This window comes from Phenylobacterium montanum (assembly GCF_018135625.1).
Classification (GTDB): Bacteria; Pseudomonadota; Alphaproteobacteria; order Caulobacterales; family Caulobacteraceae; genus Poindextera; species Poindextera montana.
Genome location: NZ_CP073078.1, coordinates 1407983 through 1432925 on the forward strand (window position 1 = coordinate 1407983; position 24943 = coordinate 1432925).

Genomic DNA, 24943 nt, shown 5'->3' on the forward strand with positions numbered 1-24943 from the left:
CCTCCGCGCCTGACATGCATTATCATGCTTGTTGCTTCGCTGGAATGCGCTAAAGTTCCGATCAGGATCGATCCCACCTGCCGTCCGCCGCGGCAAGAGCGCATGAAGGCGCCCGGACGGTCCATCGAACCGTAGGGGTGATCGTGAACGACGGGTTGCAGGTATCGAAGGGCGACTTCAACGCGGCCCAGGCCCTGATCGAAGCCAACCTGCCAAGGCGGGCCAACAAGATCGCCATCATCGACGGCGCCGGCGCCCACACCTATGGAGAGCTGGCCGCTCGCATCGACGCCTGCGGCGCGGCGCTCCTGGCGGAAGGGGCGCGCCCAGGCGACCGCGTAGCCCTCTGCATGCTCGACAGCTTGGATATGGTTGCGTGCTTTCTGGGCTCCATCAAGGCCGGCCTGATCCCGGCCCCGCTGAACACGCTGCTGCAGGCCGGCGACTACGCCCACATCCTCGCCGACAGCGGCGCCCGCCTCGCTGTGGTTTCGTCACATATCCTCGATCGGGTCGGCGCGGGCGCGGCCAGTGCGGGCTGGGCCGGCCGCATCATCGCCTCCGACCCGAGCGACCCGGCCCATTGCCAGCTGAGCGATCTCGCCCGCTCCACCGGGCCGCTAGCAGCCGCGCCGGCGGATTCTGCCGCGCCCGCCTTCTGGCTCTATTCCTCAGGCTCGACCGGCCGCCCCAAGGGCGTGATCCATCGCCACGCCAGTCTTGGCCACACCGCCGACCTGTTCGCGCGCCAAGTCCTCGGCCTGCGCGAGGACGATGTGATCTATTCCGCCGCCAAGCTGTTTTTCGCCTATGGCCTTGGCAACGCCCTGACCTTCCCCTTGAGCGTGGGAGCGACCGTGGTGCTGCTGCCGGATCGGCCGACGCCAGAGGTAGTCTGGCCGTTGCTTCGCAGCCATGACGTCACGATGTTCTTCGGCGTTCCGACCCTATACGCCTCCATGCTGGCCCATCCCGAGGCCGCGTCCGGGGCCCCGGCGCTTCGGCTGTGTGTTTCGGCGGGTGAGCCGTTGCCGGCGGAGATCGGGCGACGCTGGCGAGAGCATTACGCGACCGAAATCATCGACGGGGTCGGCTCCACCGAAATGCTGCACATCTTCGTCAGCAACCGGCCCGGCGCCGTGCGCCATGGCGCTTCCGGAATCGCCACGCCGGGCTACGAATTGCGCCTCGTCACCGAGGATGACAGAGAGGCCGCCGAGGGCGAACTTGGCGAACTTCACGTGCGGGGCCCTTCGGCCGCGGCCGGTTACTGGAATCAGCCGGAGAAGAGCGCGGCCACATTTCAGGACGGCTGGGTCAGGACGGGCGACCGGTTCCGCCGCGACGAGGCCGGCCATTTCGTCTACTGCGGCCGCGCCGACGATATGCTGAAGGTCAGCGGCATCTGGGTCTCGCCGACAGAGGTCGAGGCGGCGCTGGTCGAGCATGAGGCCGTGCTGGAGGCCGCCGTGGTGGGGGTGACCGACCAGAACAATCTTACGCGCGTCAAAGCCTATGTCGTGCCGAGGGCCGGCGTCGAGGGCGACGTGCTCCTGGCCGAAAAGCTGAAGGCCTTCGCCAAGGCGCGACTGGCGCCCTACAAGTACCCCCGCCAGATCGAATTCGTGCCGGAACTGCCCAAGACTGCGACGGGGAAGGTCCGCCGTCACGTGTTGCGCGAGCAGGGCTGATCAGGCCAGGGGCTCGCCCTGTAACGCAAGCTGGGCCTCATCCGCGAGCTCGAGATTCTCGGAGCCGGCTGCTTTGTGGAGCCTGCGAAGACCCTGTAGAACCCACCCATGGCGATGATCGAATTCACGCTCAACGGCGAGCCGGCCCGCATCGACGCGGACGAGTCCGAGGTCCTGCTGGACGTGCTGCGTGGGCGGCTTGGCCTCTTTGGCGCGCGGTTCGGTTGCGGCGCGGGCCAGTGCGGCGCCTGCGCTGTTCTGGTCGACGGGCGATCGGTGGCCGCCTGCCAGATCGAGATGGCAACGCTGGCCGGCAAGTCGGTCACGACGCTCGAAGGCCTGGGCGGCCCCGAGCGGCCACACCCGCTGCAGGCGGCGTTCCTGGAACTGCAGGCCGGCCAATGCGGCTACTGCCTTTCGGGAATATTGGTCAGCGCCCAGGCCCTGCTGGACCACAACCCAGATCCAAGTCGCGCCGAGATCGCCGAAGCGCTGGACTGGCACCTTTGCCGCTGCGGCGTGCACAACCGGGTGATGGAGGCGGTCGCCCTGGCTGCGCGCCGGATGCGTGAAGGGGACCGCTCATGATCGCGCCGATGCTGGCCGCCAATCCGCAGCTCAGCCGCTGGGTGAGCTTCGAGCCGGACGGACTGGCCCGGATCGCGTTCGGGCGCATGGAGTATGGCCAGGGGATCGGCACCTCGCTCGCCCAGATGGCCGCCGAGGAGTTGGACCTGCCGCTGGGGCGTCTCCGCATCGTCCCGGCCGCAACCGGAGATATCCCCGACGAAGGGCTGACAGTGGGCTCGATGTCCACCGAGATGTCCGGATGGGCGATCCGCAGCGCCTGCGCGGAGGCGCGCGCTCTATTTCTGGCCGCGGCGGCCGAGCGGCTGGGCTGTGAAGCGTGCGCCCTGTCCGTACGCGACGGCGCAATCATTAGGGACGGCGAACCCACCGGCCTCGACTATTGGACGCTCGCGGACAAGGTGGACCTGGATCGCGCCGCAACGGGTGAAGCGTCGCTGAAGAGGCCGGACCATTTCAACGTCATCGGCGTCAGTCAGCCGCGCCTGGACCTGCCGGCGAAGGTGTTCGGCCAAGCCTTCCTGCACGATCTCGCCCTGCCTGGCCTTCGCCACGCCCGCGTTCTGCGCCAGCCTTCACCCCAGGCGCGCCTGGGCGGCCTTGACGAGGCGATGGTCCGCAGAGCAGCGCCCGAGGTCGACATCCTCATCGATGGGCGTTTCGTCGCCCTGATCTGCGCGACCGAAGCCGAGGCCGCGCGCGCCCATGCCGCGGCCGAGCGGGCCGCCCGCTGGGAGGACGTGGGCGAGATCGACCCCGCGCTCGCCGAGGCGCCGTCACTCAAATCCCTACCGAACGACGTATTCACGGCAGGTGATCCGACCGAGGAAGGCTCCAACCGCCGCAGGATCTCTGCACGCTACTCAAAGCCCTATATCAGCCATGGCTCGTTGGGCCCCTCGACCGGGATCGCTCGCTTCGACGGTGGAAAGCTCACGATCTGGACCCACAACCAAGGCGTCTATCCGATGCGGGCGCTGGCGGCGCGGATCACCGGCCTGCCTGTGGAGGCTATCGAAGTCATCCATGCCCAAGGGCCCGGCTGCTATGGTCACAACGGCGCCGACGATCCGCCGATCGACGCAGCGCTGATTGCGATCCGCCGGCCCGGCCCGCCGGTGCGCGTGCAGTGGCGGCGCGAGGACGAATTCGGCGCCGCGCCGGTCGGCACGGCCATGCTGATGGAACTCTCGGCCGAGCTCGATGCCTCCGGGCGACTCGTCGACTACACGGCCGAGATCTGGAACACGCCGCACACAGGCGCCAGGGGCACCGCGGTGGCCGAGAGCGCGCTTCCCGGTTACCAGGCGCCGCCCAAATCGCCCGTGCGGCTGATGCCGGACGGGCGCCGGTTCTCAGGCGGCCTGCTCAACGCAATCCCGTCCTATGACATCCCTGCGACCCGGACGATCGAGCATGTTATCGACCCGCCGCCAATCCGCACCTCGTCGCTGCGCAGCCTGGGGGGCGCGCCCAACACTTTCGCCGGCGAAAGCTTTATCGACGAACTGGCCGAGGCGGCCGGCCAGGACCCGCTGGCCTATCGCCTGGCGATGCTCGGCGACGAACGCGGCCGCACCGTCTTGACGCGGCTGGCAGAGCTCTGCGGTTGGGCCAGGCGGTGGGAAGCCGGGAGCGGTCGGGGCCTCGGCCTGGCTTACGACCGCCATCGCGGCATGGGAGCCTATGTGGCCTGCGCCGCGGAAATCACCGTCGACGTCGAGGTCAGCCTGACCAGGCTCTGGTGCGTCTGTGACGGCGGGTTGATCATCAATCCGGACGGGGCCCGCAACCAGCTGGAGGGCGGCATGATCATGGCCGCGAGTTGGGCGCTCAAGGAGCAGGTGAGGCTGTCGGGAGCCGGGATCTCGTCGCTGACCTGGGACGACTATCCGATCCTTCGCTTTTCCGAGGTCCCGCCGGTGGAGATAGAGCTCGTCAACACCACCGCGCCGCGCCCGTTCGGCATCGGCGAGGTGAGCCAGGGACCGACCATGGCGTCGATCGGCAACGCGGTCGCCCACGCGCTGGGGGCGCGCCTGCGGGACCTGCCCTTGACCCGCGAGCGCATCGCCGCCGCGCTGCTCAAGGCCTGAAGCCAACCTGGAAATTCCACATAGGCGGAGCATCCTCTGCCAGCCGGGAATATGAGGCTTTGGCAGAAATCGTAAGTCAGCCGCCTTCAAGATGCTCGCCGCCCCGACTGACGACCTTCCGGTTTCCACGTATGGTTCCGGCAAAGGCGTTAGGAAGGGCTGAGCGGCGTGTTCAGACAGCTGTTGACTCCGGTGGCCGGAAACCTGGCGTTGTCCTTCCTGGCCGCCGCCGCGCCGATCCTGGCGGTGCTGCTGTTGCTGGGCGCGCTACGGCGACCGGCTTGGCAGGCGGCGCTGGCCGGGCTCGTGGCGGCGCTCGCCCTCGCCGTCGGCGTCTGGCGAATGCCAGTCGGCCTGGCGGCGGCGTCGGTGGCCGACGGGGCGATGTTCGCCCTGTGGCCGGTGATGTGGATCGTGGTCAACGCCCTCCTACTTTACAATATCGCCGTCAGATCGGGGCGGTTCGACGCCTTCCGCGACTGGATCATCGCCCACCTGCCCAATGACCGGCGGGTGGTCCTGGTGGTGGTCGGCTTTTGCTTCGGCGCCCTGCTCGAAGGGGTGGCAGGCTTTGGCGCGCCGGTCGCCATCACCAGCTCACTGCTGATTCTAGTCGGGTTCCCGGCGCTGGAGGCGCTGGTCTTCGTGCTGATCTTCAACACCGCGCCGGTCGCGTTCGGCGCGCTCGGCGTGCCGGTGACGGTGCTGGGGGCGGTGACGGGCCTGCCTGCAGCGAGCCTAGCCGCCATGATCGGCCGCCAGCTGCCGGTGATGGCGCTCATCCTGCCGTTCTATGTCGTAGGCCTCTATGGGGGCTGGCGCTCGATCCGGGCGCTGTGGCCCGTGCTGATCGTCGCCGGCGGCGCCTTTGCGACCGGCCAGTTCCTGACATCGAACCGCCTCGACTACACGCTGACAGACGTCATCGCCTCGCTGCTGTCCCTGGCCGCCACGCTTGCCTTCCTCAGAATCTGGCGCCCTGCCCGCGACGAAGCCTACGCCCTGGCCGGGGCGCCGCGCGAGGCCGAGACCAAGGTTCCAGCTTGGCAGGGCTGGCTCCCCTGGGTGATCGTCTCGGCGACCGTGATCGTCTGGACGACCTTCAAGGTCGCCAGGATCGGCGAGCAGAGCATCCATTGGCCAAGCCTGGACAACGCGATCTCCATCACCCTCTACAACGACAAGCCCTACGCCGCGGTCTGGGCCTTCCAGCCCCTGGCTACGGGCACCGCGATCCTGCTGGCCGCCCTGATCACCGGCGCGGTGGTCGGCCTGTCGCCCCGCGAGCTGATGGCGTGCGTCGGCCGGACCTTAGGACAGGTCTGGCAGGCCATCGTCACGGTGATGCTGATCATCGGGCTGGCCTATCTGATGAATTATTCGGGCATGGCCTACACCCTGGGCAAGGGCGTGGCCTCCACCGGCGCGCTGTTCGTGCTGCTGTCGCCGTTCCTTGGGTGGTTCGCCGTCATGCTCTCCGGCAGCGACACTTCGGGCAATGCCCTGTTCGGCAACCTTCAAGTGGTGGCGGCGCGCCAGCTGCACCTGAATCCGCTGCTGTTCGCGGCCGCCAATTCGTCGGGCGGAGTCATGGGCAAGATGATCTCGCCGCAGAACATCGCCACCGGCGTCGCCGTCACCGAACTGGCCGGACAGGAGGGCCAGGTCTTCGCCCGCACCTTCGTTCACAGCATCATCCTGACCTTGATCCTTGGCCTTCTGATCGCCGCCCAACAGTACCTCGCGCCCTGGATCATTCCGCTGGCGACAGGATCGGCGCATTGACGGGAAACGAGCACATGATGCTGACGGGTGGCTGCGCGTGCGGCCGGGTCTCCTATGAGGTCGACGCCGCGATCCCAGGCATTGCGCACTGCCATTGCCGGACCTGCCGCAAGACGCACGCCGCGGCCTTCGCCAGCCTCGCCTCCGTGCCGCGGGATCGGTTCCGCTGGACCCAGGGCGAGGAGCTACTGAACACCTACGAGTCCTCGCCAGGAAAGCTCAGGCGCTTCTGCCCGGTCTGCGGCTCCCACCTTGTCGCCGAACGGGTCGGCCAGCCCAATGTCATGCTTCGGCTCGGATGCCTCGACACGCCAGTTACGGTCGATCGGCAGTGGCACATTTGGCGGTCCGACGGGGCCAGCTGGTACGATCCCGGCGAGGCGTATCCGGAACTGCCCGAGGGCTTTCCGAAGCGGTGATGTCCTGGTCCTGGCGGTCGACTGGTGCGTCCAGCCGAGCGGCGGGAGCTTGGTTCAGTCGGCGCGACCGCGGTCGCCGGACTGGCGCCCCCCAGCAGCGCGCGGTGGAGCTGCGCACGGGCGAGGCTCAGCCATGCCATCCCCGAACCCCGTGCTGGCGGATTGGCAAGACAGCTTTGTCGTGGAACACTCCCATCGCCCGCTGAGGCTCGCCGCCATGCCTACACCCGCGTTCCTGTTTTTCATCGGCCTAGCGGTTCTGTGCGCGACGCCCGCGGCCGTGTTCGCGAAGACGCAACCCCTGGACGTTCAAACGATCGCCGGCAGTTACCTGGACGGGGCCAACGGCAGGCAAGCAAAGCCGCAGAATACCCTCGATATCGTTCCGACCTCGCCAAGCGCCGCCTATTTTCGAACCCATCTGGAATTTCGCAATGACCACGAGTGCAACCTGTGGGGCATCGCGCACGTGGACGGCGGGAAACTGATCTACCGTAAACCGCTAGGCGGCACGCCGAGGCGACCACGAACGTGCGTCCTGCAAATCTCGCGGCGTGGTCAACTGATCGCTCTGAACGACGGCGAAAATACATGCAGTGACTTTTGCGGTGAGTTCGCGTCCTTCAAGGGCGCCGCCTTTCCTCTCGCGAGCCGCCAGCCGATCCGCGACCTGCACGGTGTAAAGGCTTCGCAAGAATACCGAGACGCCGTGGCGGAGAACGATCAGTCGAAGCCGAGCAAGAGCGATCAGCCCGCAGCCTCAACCATTGGCGCTCGGTCGCATCACGCTCACGCGCGCAAACAGGGCCAACACCTGCGGGATAAGTGGAGTTGGAGTTTGACAAAGTAAGCCGATCGGATCGCGCACCCAGCAAGGGTTCCGGCCCGTCGGCTGCGCTTCGCACAGGTTCGCCAGATTGGTGGTGCGATCTCCTGAACGGCGCACTAACCCGTGCGGGCCAAAGCTGGTCGCGGGTCAATCAACGCGTCGCGATTTGTCCCGAGCAACCGGGGCCGAGCCGCGAGAGGTCATTCGCCTGCAGTGACGGCCAGATAGAATTTCCGGTGGTAGCCAACAAGCAAAAAGCCCTTTGGGCGGAGTCCAAAGGGCTGTGTGGCATTGCAAACGGTAGTGGGCGCGGGGACCCGCACTGGTCACGGCTTGCGACCGGCTCTCCAAGCCCAGCCGCACCCTATCACGAGGATCGCCGGTAGCTCGCCATTTGCTGCACGGGCCCAAATGGGCTCAGCGCCCGCTTCCCGTAACGCAGGGAATGCGCCACAAACTACCGAATGGCGCGAGGATAGCAGAGTTTCGAGGTTCGCCACGAGCGGGCTCGGTCGGGGCTAGCGCTTGGGTTGGGAGTGCAATAATCCGGCACGACAGCAATTGGCGAGGCGACGCCAAAGTGTAGGACTGGAGAGAGGCATCGAACCAAGATGTCTCCTATGGCCAGCCCCATTGACATCGCCGTTCGTCGCCGCCCTTGGAACGAGCATCGTCCAACCGGATAGGAGGGCCAACTCAAGCTCGAGATCTGATTGATCTCCGAGGGGCAGCAGATCCGGGGCCGCGTCTGCGATCCAGCATGTTCAGCCCTGCACTCGATAGCAATCCTTAGGTTCCACAGCACCTAGCGAGCGATGGTCAGCGCGAGACGCGCCGCCGCTGCGCCATACTCGGTCGCCAAGGTCTCAACGATGGTCGCGACGGGTTCCACGGCGCGGATGGCGCCGACGCCCTGGCCGGCAGCCCAGATATCGCGCCAGCGCTTCGCCGCCTCCGCCGGATCGCCATAGTTGCGCGCCGGCGGCGCGCCGGCGCTCGCGAGGTCGTAGCCGGCTGCGGCCAGGGAAGGCTTCAGCCACGAAGCGGGCGTGCCGGTCACCGCGGCGCTTACGATCAGATCGTCCAGGCTGGCCCCGATCAGCATCGCCTTGTAGGCGTCCGCCGCCGCGCTTTCCTCAGCGGCGATGAAGCGGGTGCCGACATACGCGAGGTCCGCGCCGGCGGCGACCGCACCAGCTACGCCGTAGCCGTCGGCTATGCCGCCGCCGATGATCACCAAGCCGTCGAAGCGCTCGCGCACCGCCGAGACGAAGGCGAACGGCGACAAAAAGCCGGTATGGCCTCCTGCGCCGGCGGAAACGCAAGCCAACCCATCCACGCCCGCCGCGATGGCCTTGCGGGCGAGGCCAAGGTCGATGACGTCGGCGATCACCAACCCTCCATAGCCATGCACGACCTCGATCGCAGCCCGCGGACCGCCGAGGGCCGTGATGACGATCGGCGGACGATGGCGGGCGACGATCTCCAGTTCCGCCTTCAGCCGGTCGTTGCTGGCATGGGTGATCAGGTTGACCGCCCATGGCGCATCGCAGACCTCGGCCGAGATGCGCGCTATCCAGGCCTCGAAGTCGTCTAACGTCCGGCTGTTGGGCGCCGGGAAGGCGGCCATGACCCCGGCTTTGCAGGCGCCGACGACCAGTTCGGGTCCCGATACCAGAAACATCGGCGCGGCGCAGATCGGCGCGCGCAGGCGGGTGAGGAAGGCGCGATCGATCATCGAGCCGCCTCCTCGACCAGGCCCTTGGCCCAGCGATAGTCGGGCTTGCCGCTCGGTCCGCGCTGGATGCGATCGGCCACCACCATCTGTCTGGGCAGCTTGTACCCTGCCAGACGCTCGCGGGCGAAGGCGACCAGTTCCGCCTCATCGACCGTGCGCCCCGCGGCAGCCGTGACCACCGCGGTGACCCGCTCGCCCAGCCGCTCGTCCTTGGCGCCCACGACCAGGCAGTCGTCGACGCTGGGATGGGCCTTGAGCGCCTCTTCCACCTCCTCCGGAAACACCTTTTCGCCTCCGGTATTGATGCAGGACGAACCGCGGCCGAGCAGGATGATCGAACCGTCGGCGGCGACCTGGGCATAGTCGCCTGGAAAGCTGTAGCGATGGCCATCGATCACCCTGAACGTGGCCGCGCTCTTGGCCGGGTCCTTGTAGTAGCCGATCGGCGCGACGCCGCCATTGGCGACCATGCCGATCTCGCCCGAGCCGGGCTTCACCTCCTGGCCGTCGTCGCGGAATACCTTGGTGGTGGCGTTCATCTTGAACACCGCCGTCTCGCCGGGCGGGTTGGTCCGATTGACGATGGAGGAGCCCATGCCGCCCTCGGTCGCGCCCATGGAGTCGATCAGCGTCACGTCGGCGAACTCGAGAAGGCCGCGCTTGGCCTCACTCGAAAACATCACCCCGGACGAGAAGATGGTGCGAAGGCTCGAGAGGTCGAAGGGCCGGCCCGCCGCCTGGGCTTCGCGCAGCGCCGAAACCATCGGTCGGGCGAAGACATCGCCGACGATGGCCATGTCGGTGACGCGGTGCTGCTCGACCGCCCGCCAGAGTTCGGTGGCGTCGAAATGCAGGCTACGGATGGTGACGGCCGCGCCGCCCAGGTTCAGCATGGCGAAGGCGCCGGCCCACAGCCCCGTGCCGTGCATCAGGGGGCTGGCCGCGAGGCCGGCCGAATGGGTTCCCGCGCGGATGCGGCGCTGCACCGACAGGATCAATTCGTGCTCGGTGGCCGGCCGCGGCTCACCCATGAAATCGTAGCCGAGCATCATCGCCTGGGCGAGGTCGCGATGGGCGTACATCACGCCCTTGGGCATCCCGGTCGTGCCGCCGGTGTAGAGCATGTAGACGTCATCTTCATGGTAACGGATGGGCGCCAGCGGCCGATTGGCCCGGATCAGAGCTTCGTAGGCGACAGCGCCGGGAAGGTTCCGGCCGGTCCCATCGTCGATTTCGACCAACAGGCGCAACCTGGGCAGGCGCGAGCGGATGGCTGCGACCTTATCGCCATACCGAGCGTCGAAGATGAGCGCCTCGGCGTCGGCGTTGTCCAGGAGGTAGGTCAGCTCGCTCTCGCCGTAGCGGTAGTTGACGTTCACCGGCATGGCGCGCGCCTTGAAGGCGGCGAAGTGGGCTTCGAGGTACTCGTTCGAATTCAGCCCATAGACGGCGACCTTGGCGTCCGGCCCAAGGCCGGCCGCGAGCAGGCCGGACGCCAGCGAGGCGGCGCGCGTTTCGAACTGGCGCCAGGACCGGCGCGCCTCACCGTTGATCAGCGCGACCTCGTCCGGAATCGCGCCGGCGATGAGTTCCCACAGCGCCGCCAGGTGCCAGATCATCGATGTCTCCTACGCCTCGCTGGCGCCCTTGAATTCATTTATGCAAGTCAAACTAGTTGCTTGCGCCATCCGGTCCCGCGCTCGCCGGTTGGGTCACGCCTTCCCCGTTAGGCGGCGTTCATATCGCACCTCACGCTGGGCTGGGCGGCTAATGCTATTTACTTGCGTTATGAGACCTACTCGTTGAAAGTTTCGGACGCAAGGTCAAGAGGGCTCGGCATGGATGTGTTCCTGTTCGACGCGGTTCGCACGCCCCGCGGCAAGGGGAGGCCCGGCGGTTCGCTGGCGGCCATTCCGCCGGTGGAACTGGTCGTCCAGTTGGTCGCGGCTCTGGAGGCGCGGCTCGGCGCCGAAGCGGTCCGGGCGTGCGGGCACTTCGCCCTGGGCTGTGTCACCGAGGTCGGCGTCCAGGGCGGCCATATCGCCCTGACCTCGCGGATCCGGGCCGGCCTGCCGGAGACCCTGCCTTGCCAGACCCTCAATAATTTCTGTGTCTCGGGGCTCAGCGCGATCGCCCAGTCGGCCCGACGGATCGCGCTCGGCGAGGTCGGTCTGGCCATGGCCGGCGGGGTCGAGTCGATGTCGCAGGTCGAGTTCCTGGCCGACGGGGCGGACTACTATTCGGACATGCGCCTCGCACGGTCTTTGGGCTGGGCCCCCGTGGGCCTCGCCGCCGACCTGATGGCAGCCCGCGAAGGCATAGAACGGGCGGCGCTGGACGCGGTCACCCTGCGTTCCCACCACCGCGCCCGGGCCGCCTGGGCGGCAGGGCGGTTTGAGGCCAGCGTCATTCCTGTCCACAGCCTGGACGGAACCGTCGCGCTCGGCGCCGACGAAAACGTGCGGGACCTGGGCGATGGGTCGGGACTGGCGACCATGCGACTGGCGTTCGATGGGGTCGGCGCTGCGGGTTTTGACGAAATCATCCTCGAACAACGACCGGAGTTGGGGGGCCTGCCGCACGTGCACACCCTTGCTCACTGCCCGCCGATCGCCGACGGCGCCGGCCTCGTCCTCTTGGGATCGGCTGAAGCAGGACAGGCAGCAGGCCTGAGGCCGGTCGCCAGGATCCTGGCGATGGCCGAAACCGCTGACGACCATGTGCTGCAGCTGACAGCTGGATTTTCCGCCCTGGAGCAGGCGCTGAGCCGCGCCAAGCTGAGCCTTTCGGACATGGGCGCGATCGAGTTCATGGAGGCCTTCGCGGCGACGATCGCGAAGTTCGATCGCGACTACGGGGCCGATCCGGACCGGGTGAACGTCAACGGCGGCCACCTCGCCATGGGCCATCCCATGGGCGCCAGCGGCGCGATCCTGGCTGGAACCCTGCTCGACGCCATGCGCAGACTGGACGCGGAGTTGGGCGTGGTGGCGGCGACCGGCGGCGTGGGCGTCGGCGCAGCCATGGTGCTGGAACGGGTCTAGAGCGGGATGCGAAAAAGTGGATACCGGCTTTTCGCGTCAATCCCGCTCTAAGCTTTTAGAATCGATCACGTTTTATGAATTTGGATCGATTCGATCCAAATTCATCGTGATCTAGGCGGGAGAAATTCTGGTGGTCGATCAAGGCGGACGCACGGCGCTGGTCACGGGGGCAGCAGGCGACATCGGCGCGGCGACCGCGGCTGTCTTCATTCGTGAGGGCGCGCGGGTGGTGATCACCGATCGCCGCCGCGAGCCACTGGAGCAGGTGGCGGCGGCCCTGCGCGAGGCGGGCGGCGAGGTCCTGGCCATCGCCTGCGACCAGACCGACCCCACGGGGGTCGCCAGCCTGTTCGAGCAGATTGGCGCGCAATTCGGACGACTGGACGCGACCTTCGTCAATGCCGGCTACGGCCGCTACGGCGCGCTCATCGACATGCCGTTCGATCAATGGCGCAAGCACGTCGACGTCAACCTCAACGGCGGCTTCCTGATGGCCCAGGGCGCGGCGCGATTGATGGCCGAGGGCAAGCGCGGCGGGTCGATCGTCATCAACGCCTCGACCGCTGCGGCGCACGTCTGCGACCTCTTGGGCGCCTACGCCGCCTCGAAGTCGGGCCTGAGGATGCTGGCGCGCACCCTGGCGTCGGAACTCGGCATCCATCGGATCCGGGTCAATCTGGTCATGCCCGGGGTGATCGAGACGGCGATGACCCAGTCCCTGATCGACGATCCAGCGACCCGCTTAGACGTGCTGAAGGAAACTCCGGTCGGTCGGCTCGGCGCGCCGGAGGATGTCGCGCGACTGGTGAGCTTTCTGTGCAGCGACGCCGCCGGCTATGTCACCGGCGCCGAGGTGTTGGTGGATGGCGGTCAGACCATCCATGCCTATCCGCGCTGGTTCAGCACCGACTATACGGACGCCGATAGCGGGTGGGTCGGACACGCGGCGCGGCTCGCTTCCGCGCAGGCCGGCCGCACGTCGATTGCATAACAAGAGTCGATAATCTAGCATCGACGACGAGCCGACGTCCTTCGCGAGGAGCGCAAAAATGAAGATCGAACGCCTGCCGCCCGTGAAATTCTCGCTCCAGCCGAACAACCATCCGTATCTCAACGGCGCCTGGACGCCCCTGCGCGAGGAAGTCACCGTCGATGAGCTGGACGTGATCGACGGCGCGATCCCGGCCGACCTGGACGGGGTCTATCTGCGCAACACCGAAAACCAGGTGCATCAGCCGCTAGGCCGCTATCATCCATTCGACGGCGACGGGATGATCCACCTGATCGACTTCAAGGGCGGCAAGGCCAGCTATCGCAATCGCTTCGTCCGCACCCGCGGTTTCGAGGCCGAGCAGGAGGCTGACGGCGCTCTGTGGGGCGGGCTGGCCGATCCGGCCGGCCTCGCCAAGCGGCCTGGCTATTGCGCCCACGGATCTTTGAAGGACTCCTCCAGCACCGACATCGTCGTCCACGCCGGGCGGGCGCTCTCGACCTTCTATCAGTGCGGCGAGGGCTATCGGCTGAACGCCGAGACGCTGGAGCAGGAGGGGATCGAGGGCTGGACCCCGATCGACGGGATTTCGGCCCATCCGAAGGTGGACGAGGCGACCGGGGAGCTGATGTTCTTCAACTACTCCAAGTTCGCCCCCTACCTGCACTATGGAGTGGTCGACCGGCACAACAAGCTGGTCACCTATATCCCGATCCCGACGCCTGGACCGCGGTTGCCCCACGACATGGCCTTCACCGAGCACTATTCGATCCTCAACGACCTGCCGGTGTTCTGGGACGAGGGACTGCTCAAACGGAACATCCACGCGGTCAGGATGCACGACGGGACACCGTCGCGATTCGCCATCGTCCCGCGCCATGGCCGAACCGAGGACGTCCGCTGGTTCGAGGCGGCGCCGACCTACGTGCTGCACTGGCTGAACGCCTATGAGGAGGGCGACGAGATAATTCTGGACGGCTATTTCCAGGAGAACCCTACCCCGGAACCCAAGCGCGACGCCCCGCCCGGCTTCGAGCACATGATGGCCTATCTGGACCAGCAGGCCTTCCGGCCCAAGCTGCACCGCTGGCGCTTCAACCTGAAGGACGGGACCACCCGCGAGGCGCACCTGGACGACCGGATCATGGAATTCGGCATGTTCAATCAGCGCTATGCCGGCCGGAAATACCGTTACGTCTATTCGACGGTGACCGAGCCGGGCTGGTTCCTGTTCACCGGCTTCGTCAAGACCGACCTGGAGACCGGCGAGAGCACCGAATTCCACCTACCCCGCGGCCAGTACGCCAGCGAGACTCCGTTCGCGCCCAAGCCGGACGCGACCAGCGAGGACGACGGCTATCTGATCAGCTTCATCATCGACGAGGCGGGCGGCGGCTCGTATTGCGCCATCCTGGACGCCAAGCGCATCGAGGACGGCCCGATCTGCAGAATCGCCCTGCCGCATAAGCTGTGCAGCGGCACCCACGCCTGCTGGGCCGACCGGAAGTTCATTCGTGAGGGCGCCCTGGGCGCTCTTTAGGCAGCAGCGCCGACGAGGTCAGGCGGCCTCCAGAGCGGGATGCGAAAAGGTGGGCGCCGGCTTTTCGCGTCAATCCCGCTCTAAGCTTTTAGAATCGATCACGTTTTATGAATTTGGATCGGTTCGATCCAAATTCATCGTGATCTAGCGCCGCCAGTACCTGCGCGCGCAGATCGTTGCGCAGCACCTTGTTCATGGCGCTGCGAGGAAGCGCGTCCACCACCACCATCCGCTCCGGTAGCTTGAAGGTGGCCAAGCCCTTGGCCCGAAGCCAGTTGCAGACGGCGGGAAGGTCCACGTCACGGCCCTCGATCGGGCAAGCCGCGAGGCACACGCGCTCGCCCAGGGCCTCGTCCGGCACGCCGACCACGGCGGATTCGCGCAAATCGGGGTGGGCCGCCAGCAGGTCGTCGATTTCGGCAGGCGAGATGTTCATCCCGCCGCGGATGATGATCTCCTTGCAACGGCCGACAAAGCGATAATAGCGCGACAGCGGCCCCTCGCCCGCGATCTCGAACAGGTCGCCGGTGCGGAAATAGCCGCGCTCGTCGAAGGCGGCCGCATTCAGCGCCGGCGAGCGGAAATAGCCGCTGAACACCATGGCTCCGTCGATGCGCAGTTCGCCTGCCTTGCCCGGCTCGGTAATGTCGCTGTCGCCGGCGAGATCGACCAAGCGCGTCCGGATCATCTGCGCCGCCGGGCTGTCCCAATCGATCCCGTCCGCGCCGAACCGGGGAAAGAAATGAGCGCGGCTGTCGGGATCGGAGGTCTCGGCCGGGCTGGAATAGAGGGACGCGCCCTCGTTGGAGCCGAAGTAGTTGCAGATCTGGATGCCGTACTCCGTCAGGAAGCCCTCGATCATCCAAGGTGAGAGCGGGGCCGAACCAGAGCCGATCGCCCGCACCGAACTAAGGTCCGCCGCGGCCTTCAGCGCCGGGGTCTTGAGGATGGCGGTCAGGATCGCCGGCGGGGCGATGGTGTAGTTGACCCGTTCGGCCGCGATCTGTCCCAGGAAGACGCCGAGATCGAAGGGATGGTGCAGCACCAGGGTCCCGCGTCGCCACAGCCAAGGCATGACCAGACCGCCGATCGAGCCGATGTTCACCAACGGGAACGGGTTGAGCAAGGTCTCGCCGTCCAGCAGGCCCGAGGCCGCGACGATCACCTGGGCGTTGACGATCCAGTGGTTGTGGTCACGCGGCACGCCCTTGGGCCGCGCCTCCGTTCCGGATGTCCAGCAGATGGTGGCCACCTCTCCCGCCTGCGGTGGGTCGGCGACGTGGGCGGCCGCGGCGACGGCTGGGTCGGCGGCGGCACGAGCAGCGTCGAGATCGACGGCGCCCTCTGGAACATCGCCGCCCAGGACCAGCACCTTTGTCGGCGAGCCGGCGGTCAGGGCCAGCATCATCCTGCCGTGGTCGAAGTTCGAGAAGCGAGCCGGCGTCACCACCGCGGCCGGCTTCACCAGGTCCAGGATGTAGCCCAACTCGTGCGCCCGGTACTGCATCACCACCGGGCAACAGATCAGTCCGATGCGGGCGCAGGCCAGAAACGTCAGGACGGCGTCGACGGTGTTCGGCGACTGGATGCAGACGATGTCGTCTTTGGCGAGGCCAAGGCCCAGGAAGGCCGAGGCCAACCGGTCGACCGCCTCGCCTGCCTCGTCCCAGGTCAGCCGGCGCGGCGCGCAGCCGTCGAGCAGCACGCGGTTCGGCGGATCGGCCAGGGCCAGGCGCCCCGGAACCTCGCGCCGGTTGCGCTGGGTCAGGTCGTCGATGGTCAGATCGCCCCAGACGCCCTGTTCGCGATAGGTGGCGATGCGCGCGGCGGGGGTCAGGAACATGCCGGACTACTCCGCCATCGCCTCGGCGTCTGGCCGCGCCGGCCGGGGCGGCCAGGGCACGAATCCCGACGTGGTCTCGACATAGCGCGCATAGCCGGGGCGGCTTTTGCGCAGGCGGCCCTCAACGGTCGGCACGCCGCTCCATTTCATCAGGGTCCAGGTCAGAAGGATGGGCGCCGGCAGGGCCAGCAGCCCGACCCGGGTCTCCGCCGCGATCAGGTAGAGTCCCCACCAGGCGCAGGCGTCGCCGAAGTAGTTGGGGTGGCGGGTATAGCGCCAGAGACCGGTGTCGAGCACCTTGCCGCGGCTGGCGGGATCTGCGCGGAACCGGGTCAGTTGCAAGTCCCCCAGGCTTTCGAAAACGATGCCGAACAAGCAGATCCCGGCGCCGGCCCAGGCGAGCGGGCCAAGCTGGGCGGGCGCGGCTTCGAGTTGACCGAGCTGGACCGGGAGGCAGACCGCGAACAGCATCGGCGCCTGTGTGGCGAAGACCAGGAGCAGCGAGGCCTTGGCGAAGCTCCAGCCCTTGTAGGTTTCGGCCTTGCCCAGCAAAGTCTGGTATCGCCGGTCCGGCCCGTGGCTGCGCCAACGCCAGAGCAGATAGCCCCCGAGCCTCAGGCCCCAGAGCAGGCACATTCCCAGCAACAGCATGCGCCGCGGCGTCGGCTGGCCGACCTGCAGGAAGGTCGTGGCGGCCATCACCACCATGCCCAGGGCCCACACGGCGTCGATGAAGGAGACATCCTTGATGGCTATCGCGACCCGCCAGAGCACGAGGAACAGGGCGACGAGCACCAGGGCGTTGATGACCAGGATCTGCAGATCGGCAAGCACGTAAAGGCGCTCCAGTGGTTTCTGACGTTCGGTTTTGGACTCACCGGCCGGTGGAGATGACCTGCGCGGTAAGCATCCGGGCCATGCCGCGTTCGAGCGCCTTGGGATCGCGCTGCAGGTTGGCGCGGACCTCCGTGGCCATGATGTCGGTATCGAGTTCGTCGATCCCCCGCCGGATGGCGCCAAGGCCAGCCTTGGCGATGTCGATCGGGCGTTCCTTGCGGCCGGCGACGTGGGCGGCCATCCGGGTGTCAACCGAGCCCACGATCAGGGCGACGACCTGTGTATTCTGGGCGGCCAGTTCGGCGCGGATGCAGGTGGTGGCGGCGCGCGCAGCGAATTTCGACGGGCTGTAGCCACCCATCGCCGGCGATGCGGCGATGCCGCCGGCGGAGAGGACGTTGGCGATCGCCCCGCCGCCGTTGCGGGCCAGGATCGGGGCGAAGGCCCGGCACATGGCCAGCGTGCCGAAATAGTTGACCTCCATCTCCTCGCGCGCGGCGGATATGTCCTCCGCGGCAATCAGGCGGCGATTGAGGAAGGCGCCGGCGTTGTTGATCAGGATCGAGACATCGCCACAGGCGGCTGTGGCCTCGGCCACCTGGTCCGGCTTGGTGATGTCGAGCCTGATGGGCGCTACACGAGAACCGAACTGCTCCACCAACGGCTTGGCGTTGGCGGGATCGCGGGCGGCGGCATAGACGCGGCGCGCACCGGCCTCGATCAGCGCCTGTACGAACCCCTCGCCGATGCCGCGATTGGCGCCCGTGACCAGGGCGGTCGATCCTTCGATTTCCATGGCGTTGCTCGCTGTCGTGGAGGGTCAGTTGACGGCCGGACGGGCGATCAGTTCCTCGACGTGCGCAGGGGCTGCGCCGCCGGCCTGCATGTTCGAGGAGACCCCGGAGTCGACATAGTCGCGCCAGCCGCAGATCTTGTCGCCGCGGAACTCGAGCACGCCGGCATAGGGCGCTGCAACGCGCGTCCCGCCCTTGGTGATGTACTCGTCCACGCCTTCCACGAACAGGCGATCTCCGGCTTCGGCATAGCAGAACACCCGCCAGCGCACCTCGTCGATCTTGGCGCCGAAGGTCTCCATGAACTTGCGCGCTCCGGCATGACCGTGCGCCGGCGGCGAGATTGCGGCGGCGTAGTGCCAGACGATGTCGTCCGTCATGTGGGACAACACGCCCTCGATGTCCTTGTTTTTCCAGGCCTGGATGATGGCCTGGTAGGTGTCGAAGCGGCTGGGCATGGTTGTCTCCTGGGCAGGTTGGTCGGCGCGCGGGTCATGGCGCGGGAAATAGGTGGAAACGGGGCGCCGGGCGGCGACCGTGGGATCAGATCCCCACGACCAGGCTGACCGTTGTGGTGGTGGAGCCGCCGATATTGAGGGTCTGGCAGGTCTTGGCGCCTTCGACCTGATAGTCGCCGGCCCGGCCGGTGACCTGCTTGAAGGCGTCCAAGGCCATGCGCACCCCGGTCGCGCCCACCGGATGTCCTAGGCCGATCAGGCCGCCGGATGGGTTGATCGGCAGCCGACCGCCGATCTCGATCGAACCGTCTTCGATCGCCTGCCAAGATTGGCCCGGCGCGGTCAGTCCCAGGTGGTCGATGGCCATGTACTCGGTGGCTGTGAAGCAGTCATGGGTCTCGACCAGATGGATCTCGGACAGGTCGCGGATGCCGGCGCGGCCTCTGGCCTCCTCGATCGCCCGTCGCACCTGCGGGAAGACGTAGGGCCCGTCTGCGCTGGCGCGAACCTTGGCGGCGTACGAGATGGGGGCCGAGCGGTGGCCCCAACCCTTGATCGTCGGCAGGCTCTCCAGCGGCACGCCACGCTTGGCCGCGTACTCCGCGGCGCGGCGGGGCGAGGCGAGGAACAGGACGGCGATACCGTCGGTGACCTGGCCGCAGTCGAGCTTTCGAGTGCGCCCCTCCACCACCGGATTGGCCACGTCATCGGTGGTGAAGCTGTTCGCGGTGAAGGACCACTGCCGGGTCTGGGCGTTCGGATTGCGCTTGGCGTTGGAGAAGTTGATCTCGGCGATCCGCAAGAGGTGCTCGGTCTTCAGGCCGAAGCGGTTGTCGTACTCGTCCGCCAGATCGGAAAAGACGCGCGGCCAGAGGAAGGCGGCGTCCTGGTATTCATGACCGACCCAGGCCGCGGCCGCCAGGTTCTCCGCCGCCTTCTGGCCGGGGACGTTGCGCATCTGCTCGAGGCCGACGACGCAGGCGAGGTCGTAGCGGCCGGCCTCGATCTCGGCGGCGGCGGCCAGGATGGCGACGCTGCCGGAGGCGCAGGCGGCTTCGTGCCGGGCGGTCGGCAGCCCGTCGAAATCGGGATGAACCAGGCCGAAGAAGCCGCCGAGCAGGCCTTGGCCGGCGAAAAGATCGCCGACGAAATTGCCGACATGGCCGCAGTCGATATCACGCGGCTCGAGGCCGACGCTGGCCAGGCCGTGCTCCACGGCATCGGCGAAGGCATCGGCGATCTCCTTCCCCTCGCGCGCCCAGTTCGTAGAAAAATCGCTCTGCCAGCCGCCCAGGATGTAGACCATGACTTCCTCCAACGGCCCCAGTCCGCCTGAGCGGCGCCGGGCCTTTCCACAAGTGTTATGACGACCGGTCCAACACGGTTACTCCTGCGCGGCCATGAAGGCCTTGAAGGCGACCCCGGAGTCGTCGAAGGCGCGCCAGGGCCGGGCCTGGATCGCCTTGCGAGCCGCCGCTCCGGCGTCGTCGCCCAGATCGAAGCGAGGCCCCTCGACGGCGAAGGCCGCCGCTACTGCGCCATCGCCGGCGACAAAGGTCTGGCCGGTGACGTCGCACTCTGGGCCGGCGAGCCACTCGACCAGCGGAGCGACCCTCTCGGGTGACATCCGCTCGCCCAGGCCGGGGTCGAAGAAGCGTTCGGTCATGGCGGTCAAGGCATAGGGCGCGATGGCGTTGACCATGACGCCGGATAGGCGGCCCTCGACTGCAAGCGCGCGCATGAGCCCGATCAGGGCCGCTTTGGACGCGGCGTAGGCGTTCATCCCATCACCGCCATAGAGGCCGGCAGTCGAGGTGCTGAGCACCACCCGCCCGGCTCTCTGATCCGTCAGGACCGACCAGGCGGCGCGGACAAGATTCAAGGTTCCAAAGAAATTGACGTCGAAGATCCGGTCGAACTCTGCCGGCGCCTGACGCCGCATCCGCTGGAACTGGGGGACGCCGGCATTGGCCACCACCGCATCGAGCCTGCCGAATTCGCTCAAGGCCAACGCGACCAGGGCCTCGCCGCTCTCGGGGGCTTCCGCGGAGCCGATGTCGGCCACGGCCGCCCCGCCCGCCGCGCGGATCTCGGCGGCGACCGCCTCGGCGCTGGAGGGTTGGCTGCGATCACTCCAACGGTTATTGACCACCACGGCCGCCCCCGAGGCGGCCAGGTGAAGCGCATAGGCGCGCCCAAGACCCTTCCCCGCTCCCGTGACGATGACCGTGCGGCGTGACACCTCAGGCTTACCCCATTTCCGATGCGGGCTGACCCCGCTTCGCGTCCAGAGCAGCACACTCACTATCGTTATGCAACTGATATGCACTCAAACGCCCACTGCAATCGTATCGCCGAACGCATTGACCTGGCGCATACGGTAGCAGGCGTCGCGACCGATATGCGGCTTGCATAGGCGCACGAGATTCACGACTTTAGCGGATCGCGCGGATGCGCCGGCGCGAGCCGAGGACTCTATGAGCGAACAGAAATTCATCCGGACCTGCTCTATCTGGCGCGCGCTTGAGGTGGTCGGCGACACCTCAATCCTGTTGATTCTCGAAGCGAGCTGGATCGGGGCGCGGCGCTTCGACGATTTCCGCCTGCGCAGCGACCTTTTGCCCACGCTGCTCAGCAACCGGCTGAAGCGCCTGGTCGAGACCGGCATCCTGGAGAAGCGCCTCTACAGCGACAAACCCCCGCGGCACGAATATCACCTGACCGACAAGGGCCGCGACCTCTACTGGACCGCCCTGATGATGCTGCGCTGGGAGCGCCGCTGGGCGCCGCGCGAGGGCAAGCTGGACATCCGCCTGCGCCACAAAACCTGCGGTCAGGTGTTCGACCCGACGCCGAGTTGCCTGCACTGCAAGGCGGAAATCACCGCCAGCCAGGTCCGCTGGGCGGAGGGCCCGGGGGTCGGCTGGATGGCGGTCCGCTACAGCCGTCGCCGCCAGCATCGCAGCGCCGCGGCCGAGCGCTCAGCCAACACCGCCCTGATGGACGAGGTCGCACAGATCACCGGCGACCGCTGGGCCGGTCTGGTGCTGCGGTCGATCTTCACCGGCCTGCGCAAGTTCGACGAGATCTGTCGCGACACGGCGATGGCAACCAATATCCTGTCGGAGCGTCTCTCGTGGCTGGTCGACAAGGGCGTCATCGCGCTTCACGAGTACAGCAGCGTGCCACGGCGGTTCGAGTACCGACTGACCGAGAAGGGTATCGACTACTATCCGGTCCTGCTCATGCTACTGCTATGGGGCGACAAGTACTATCTTTCGCCCGAAGGTCCGCCGCTCCTGCTACGCCACAAGCCTGACGGCCACGAACTGGAGCCGGCGGTGACCTGTTCCTGCTGCGGCGAGCCCGTGCGGATTCGCGACGTCGACTACGAGGTGGTCGAACCGCTCCGCGCCCCCGATGCCCTGGCTACGGCCGGCTGACGCTGCTCCTCTAGCCGCACCGAAATCAGGGTTTTCACCCGAGCCCGAATCCAGGGCCTTGCAAGGCGATGGTGCGCCTGCTCGCGGCTCAATTCCTCCATACGGATCGGATTGTGCAAGCGTTTTTATCAAGGACGCGCAGCGGTTGGCGCGACCGGATGCGAGCCGGTCTTTGCGGAAGAAAAGCCCGCGATAAGGCTACAAATATCTGATAAGACGATAAAAACTGCACACCGACGCCATTCCAGGCGCGGCTCATCGCCCTGCGGATACCTGCAAACAACAGTGTGCAAGTAACTTGCATTGACGTAGTCACATATCCCAACTAGCCTCGGCCAAAATGAAAGGGGTGGAACGAGGCCGACGACCGTCGCGACCCGTCGCCCCGACGAGGGGAGGCATCCATGAATCTGTTCCGAACGGTGTCGGCATTCGCTCTGGGCGTTGCAGCGCTCGGCGCAGGAAGCTCCGCCTTCGCGCAGCAGGCCTCAGCCAATCCGGCCGCATCCAGCACGGCCTCGGATCGTAGTCCTCAGCTTGGCGAGGTCATCGTCACCGCCCAAAAGCGCTCGACTAACCTGCAGACCACGCCGATGGCGATCACCGCCGTCGGAGGCCAGGACATCAAGAAGGATGCGATCGTCACCTTCGCCGATCTGGCGCACAGCGTCCCGGCGCTGTCCTATTCGCAGAACAACGCCCTGCGGCAGGAGTACAACATCCGGGGCGCCGTCAATACGCGCCTGGGCTCGCCCACCGCCGACCAGTCGGTGGGTCTTTTTTCCGATGGTGTCTATGTATCCCGCGCCGGGGTGCTCAACCCGACCTTCTTCGATATCGGCCAGGTCGAGATCATTCGCGGGCCACAGGGCGTGCTGTTGGGACGTAACGTCGCCGGCGGCGCGATCAGCGTCACCTCGGCGCCGCCCATGGCCACAGCGAGCGGCGCGGTTACAGTCGGCTATGGCGACTACGGCGCCGTCCACTCCGACGGCTATTTCACCGGGCCGATCGCCCAGGACCTGACCGGTCGCTTCTCCTTCCAGACCGACAACCACGATGGCTATTCGCACGACCTGTTCCACCACGTCGACCTGGACAACCTCAACCAGTACGCCTTCCGCGGTCAGCTCCTGTTCCGTCCGGCGGGTACGGGGTTCAGCGCCCACCTGACCCTCGAATACACCCACGAAGACAATAACGGCATGTGCCCGATCGCCGAGCCCGATACAGCCAAGGGCGATCCCAACTCCGCCCCTGGCCTGGAGTTGCACCCCTGGAGCAGCCTGCGCGCCCAGACCGGCCTGGTCCTTGGTTCGCAGCTGACCAATCGCCAGTGCCTGCCCACCTGGCCGACCTTCGCCGGCGACGCCTCGCCGACGCCGCAGGGCGAACACCACTATAACTGGTCGGCGATCCTGAACATGGAGAAGAGCCTGCCCGGTCAGATGAAGCTGACCAGCATCACCGGCTATCGCGCGGCCCGCTCACACTTCCTGTACGACCAGTCGGGCATCGGGCCCGAGAACCCTTACGGCCTGGGCCTCGCCTCGGCGCCGCAGGATGCCTTTGCCTTCGCATTTCCGGTTCAGTTCAACGAGCGGACCGAGCAGGTGTCGCAAGAGCTGCGGTTGAGCTCTGACTATGCCGTCGACAACCCGCTCGACTGGATCGCCGGCCTCTACTACGAGCACGACCACACCCAGGAAATAAACACCTTCTGGGCCGAGAACATAGTCGGCGGCCCGTTGGCCAGCATCGAAGGCCAGGACCTCTGGAACGACGCCGGCGGCACCGAAACCTACGCCTTCTTCGTCCAGGCCGGGTACAGGATCCTGGACGATCTGAAGCTGACAGCCGGGGTGCGATACACACACGATGAAAAATCGGGCTTCGTCACCGCCCTGGTCCAACAATATGGCGACCGGTACAACGGCTATGTGAATACCACGCCGCTGACCACGCTGGTCGGCTGCGGCGGTTCAGGCTCCACGCCGACTTGCGCCGTCGGCTCTGCGGGCTATCCCAACTATGCGACCCCCTACGGCCATTCGTGGGACGCGGTGACCCCACAGGCGATCTTGCGCTACACCCCGACCAAGGACCTGATGGCCTATTTCACCGTGGGCCGCGGGTTCAAGGGCGGCGGCTTCGAGAACGACACCAACAACGCCGCGCCCGCCTTCGCGGCTCAGACCCCCTATGCGCCAGAAACGGACTGGAACTACGAACTCGGGCTGAAGAGCAGGTTCTGGGATCAACGGCTGCAGCTCAATCTCGCCGCCTACTACACTCAGTACGACAACCTGCAGGTGGAGCAGACCATCGACTCCTGCCTGTGCAACATCATCAACAACGCCGGCAACGCAGAGTTCAAAGGCATCGAAGCCGAGTTCGAGGCCCGCCCCAACCGCCGCACCCACTTCTGGCTGTCGGGCAGCCTCGAGAACGCCAAATACCTCAAGTTCATCGACGCGGCAGGCAACAACGATTCAGGGAAAACCGCCCAGCGGACGCCGAACTACCAGTTCGTGATCGGCGGCGAGTTCACCGCCGACCTGCCGTCGATGCCCGACGCGCTGCTGTTCCATCTGACCTACAAGCAGCAGGGCAGGATGTATTGGGACCCGGCCAACCTGACCCATGAGAACGCCTATGGACTGCTCGACGGGCGGCTGACCTTCACCCTCCCCAACGGCGCCTGGAGCGTGTCTCTGTGGGGAAAGAACCTGACCGATACCCAATTCCGGACCAACATCATTTCGTTCTTTGGTGACGAGGTCGGCACCTACGGGCCGCCGCGCACCTTTGGCGCCGAGTTCTCGGCCAAGTTCTAGAGTAGACTCG

The 24943-nt window shown here is 66.6% G+C and carries 19 protein-coding genes; 11 read left to right on the forward strand and 8 right to left on the reverse strand.

Going from position 1 to position 24943, the window contains the following annotated elements; genetic code table 11:
* The first annotated feature begins 143 nt into the window (after positions 1–143).
* From KCG34_RS06235 to KCG34_RS06260, 6 genes are all read left to right on the forward strand, one after another.
* Positions 144–1691: a benzoate-CoA ligase family protein gene (locus tag KCG34_RS06235; protein ID WP_211939528.1), complete on the forward strand. Its 1548-nt coding sequence runs from the start codon at positions 144–146 to the stop codon at positions 1689–1691.
* A 108-nt stretch (positions 1692–1799) separates the two neighbouring features.
* Positions 1800–2279 (forward strand): (2Fe-2S)-binding protein, encoded by a 480-nt coding sequence (locus KCG34_RS06240; RefSeq protein ID WP_211939529.1) that lies wholly within the window; start codon positions 1800–1802, stop codon positions 2277–2279.
* Positions 2276–4375: a xanthine dehydrogenase family protein molybdopterin-binding subunit gene (locus KCG34_RS06245; RefSeq protein ID WP_211939530.1), complete on the forward strand. Its 2100-nt coding sequence runs from the start codon at positions 2276–2278 to the stop codon at positions 4373–4375. Before KCG34_RS06240 ends, KCG34_RS06245 begins: the two co-directional genes overlap by 4 nt.
* A 168-nt stretch (positions 4376–4543) precedes the next feature.
* Positions 4544–6160, forward strand: coding sequence for an L-lactate permease (locus KCG34_RS06250; protein ID WP_211939531.1), 1617 nt, complete (start codon positions 4544–4546; stop codon positions 6158–6160).
* 14 nt (positions 6161–6174) lie between these two features.
* Positions 6175–6579 (forward strand): GFA family protein, encoded by a 405-nt coding sequence (locus KCG34_RS06255; protein ID WP_211939532.1) that lies wholly within the window; start codon positions 6175–6177, stop codon positions 6577–6579.
* 133 nt (positions 6580–6712) lie between these two features.
* Positions 6713–7429 (forward strand): hypothetical protein, encoded by a 717-nt coding sequence (locus KCG34_RS06260; protein WP_211939533.1) that lies wholly within the window; start codon positions 6713–6715, stop codon positions 7427–7429.
* Between the two features lie 784 nt (positions 7430–8213).
* Here the strand turns inward: KCG34_RS06260 and KCG34_RS06265 are convergent.
* Positions 8214–9146 (reverse strand): NAD(P)H-dependent flavin oxidoreductase, encoded by a 933-nt coding sequence (locus KCG34_RS06265; protein WP_211939534.1) that lies wholly within the window; start codon positions 9144–9146, stop codon positions 8214–8216.
* On the reverse strand, positions 9143–10765 hold the full coding sequence (locus KCG34_RS06270; protein WP_211939535.1) for an acyl-CoA synthetase: 1623 nt from the start codon (positions 10763–10765) through the stop codon (positions 9143–9145). Before KCG34_RS06270 ends, KCG34_RS06265 begins: the two co-directional genes overlap by 4 nt.
* Positions 10766–10984: 219 nt before the next feature.
* On the opposite strand from KCG34_RS06270, the gene KCG34_RS06275 reads away from it, so the two are divergent.
* From KCG34_RS06275 to KCG34_RS06285, 3 genes are all read left to right on the forward strand, one after another.
* Positions 10985–12190 carry an acetyl-CoA C-acyltransferase gene (locus tag KCG34_RS06275; RefSeq protein ID WP_211939536.1) on the forward strand — a complete coding sequence of 402 codons (1206 nt, stop codon included), beginning with the start codon at positions 10985–10987 and terminating at the stop codon, positions 12188–12190.
* A 130-nt stretch (positions 12191–12320) separates the two neighbouring features.
* Positions 12321–13181, forward strand: a complete 861-nt coding sequence (locus KCG34_RS06280) for an SDR family NAD(P)-dependent oxidoreductase (RefSeq protein ID WP_211939537.1) — start codon at positions 12321–12323, stop codon at positions 13179–13181.
* 58 nt (positions 13182–13239) lie between these two features.
* Positions 13240–14721 carry a carotenoid oxygenase family protein gene (locus KCG34_RS06285; RefSeq protein ID WP_211939538.1) on the forward strand — a complete coding sequence of 494 codons (1482 nt, stop codon included), beginning with the start codon at positions 13240–13242 and terminating at the stop codon, positions 14719–14721.
* An 88-nt stretch (positions 14722–14809) separates the two neighbouring features.
* On the opposite strand, the gene KCG34_RS06290 is transcribed toward KCG34_RS06285, so the two are convergent.
* The 6 genes from KCG34_RS06290 to KCG34_RS06315 all read right to left on the reverse strand — a co-directional run bounded on the left by KCG34_RS06290 (position 14810) and on the right by KCG34_RS06315 (position 20895).
* Positions 14810–16564, reverse strand: a complete 1755-nt coding sequence (locus KCG34_RS06290; RefSeq protein ID WP_211939539.1) for a class I adenylate-forming enzyme family protein — start codon at positions 16562–16564, stop codon at positions 14810–14812.
* Positions 16565–16570: 6 nt separating this feature from the next.
* Entirely contained in the window at positions 16571–17398 is an 828-nt protein-coding gene (locus tag KCG34_RS06295; RefSeq protein WP_211939540.1) for a DUF1295 domain-containing protein, read from the reverse strand.
* A gap of 40 nt (positions 17399–17438) precedes the next feature.
* On the reverse strand, positions 17439–18197 hold the full coding sequence (locus KCG34_RS06300; protein ID WP_211939541.1) for an SDR family oxidoreductase: 759 nt from the start codon (positions 18195–18197) through the stop codon (positions 17439–17441).
* Positions 18198–18221: 24 nt separating this feature from the next.
* Positions 18222–18653, reverse strand: coding sequence for a nuclear transport factor 2 family protein (locus KCG34_RS06305; RefSeq protein ID WP_211939542.1), 432 nt, complete (start codon positions 18651–18653; stop codon positions 18222–18224).
* Positions 18654–18738: 85 nt separating this feature from the next.
* Positions 18739–19959 (reverse strand): acetyl-CoA acetyltransferase, encoded by a 1221-nt coding sequence (locus KCG34_RS06310; RefSeq protein ID WP_211939543.1) that lies wholly within the window; start codon positions 19957–19959, stop codon positions 18739–18741.
* A 78-nt stretch (positions 19960–20037) separates the two neighbouring features.
* Positions 20038–20895 carry an SDR family NAD(P)-dependent oxidoreductase gene (locus tag KCG34_RS06315; RefSeq protein WP_249138240.1) on the reverse strand — a complete coding sequence of 286 codons (858 nt, stop codon included), beginning with the start codon at positions 20893–20895 and terminating at the stop codon, positions 20038–20040.
* Positions 20896–21130: 235 nt separating this feature from the next.
* Between KCG34_RS06315 and KCG34_RS06320 the strand changes: the two genes are divergently transcribed.
* Both KCG34_RS06320 and KCG34_RS06325 read left to right on the forward strand, forming a co-directional pair.
* The gene (locus tag KCG34_RS06320) at positions 21131–22096 is read left to right on the forward strand and encodes a winged helix-turn-helix transcriptional regulator (protein ID WP_211939544.1); all 966 of its coding nucleotides are present in this window, start codon (positions 21131–21133) and stop codon (positions 22094–22096) included.
* A gap of 404 nt (positions 22097–22500) precedes the next feature.
* Positions 22501–24933, forward strand: coding sequence for a TonB-dependent receptor (locus KCG34_RS06325; protein WP_211939545.1), 2433 nt, complete (start codon positions 22501–22503; stop codon positions 24931–24933).
* The last annotated feature ends 10 nt before the right edge of the window (positions 24934–24943 follow it).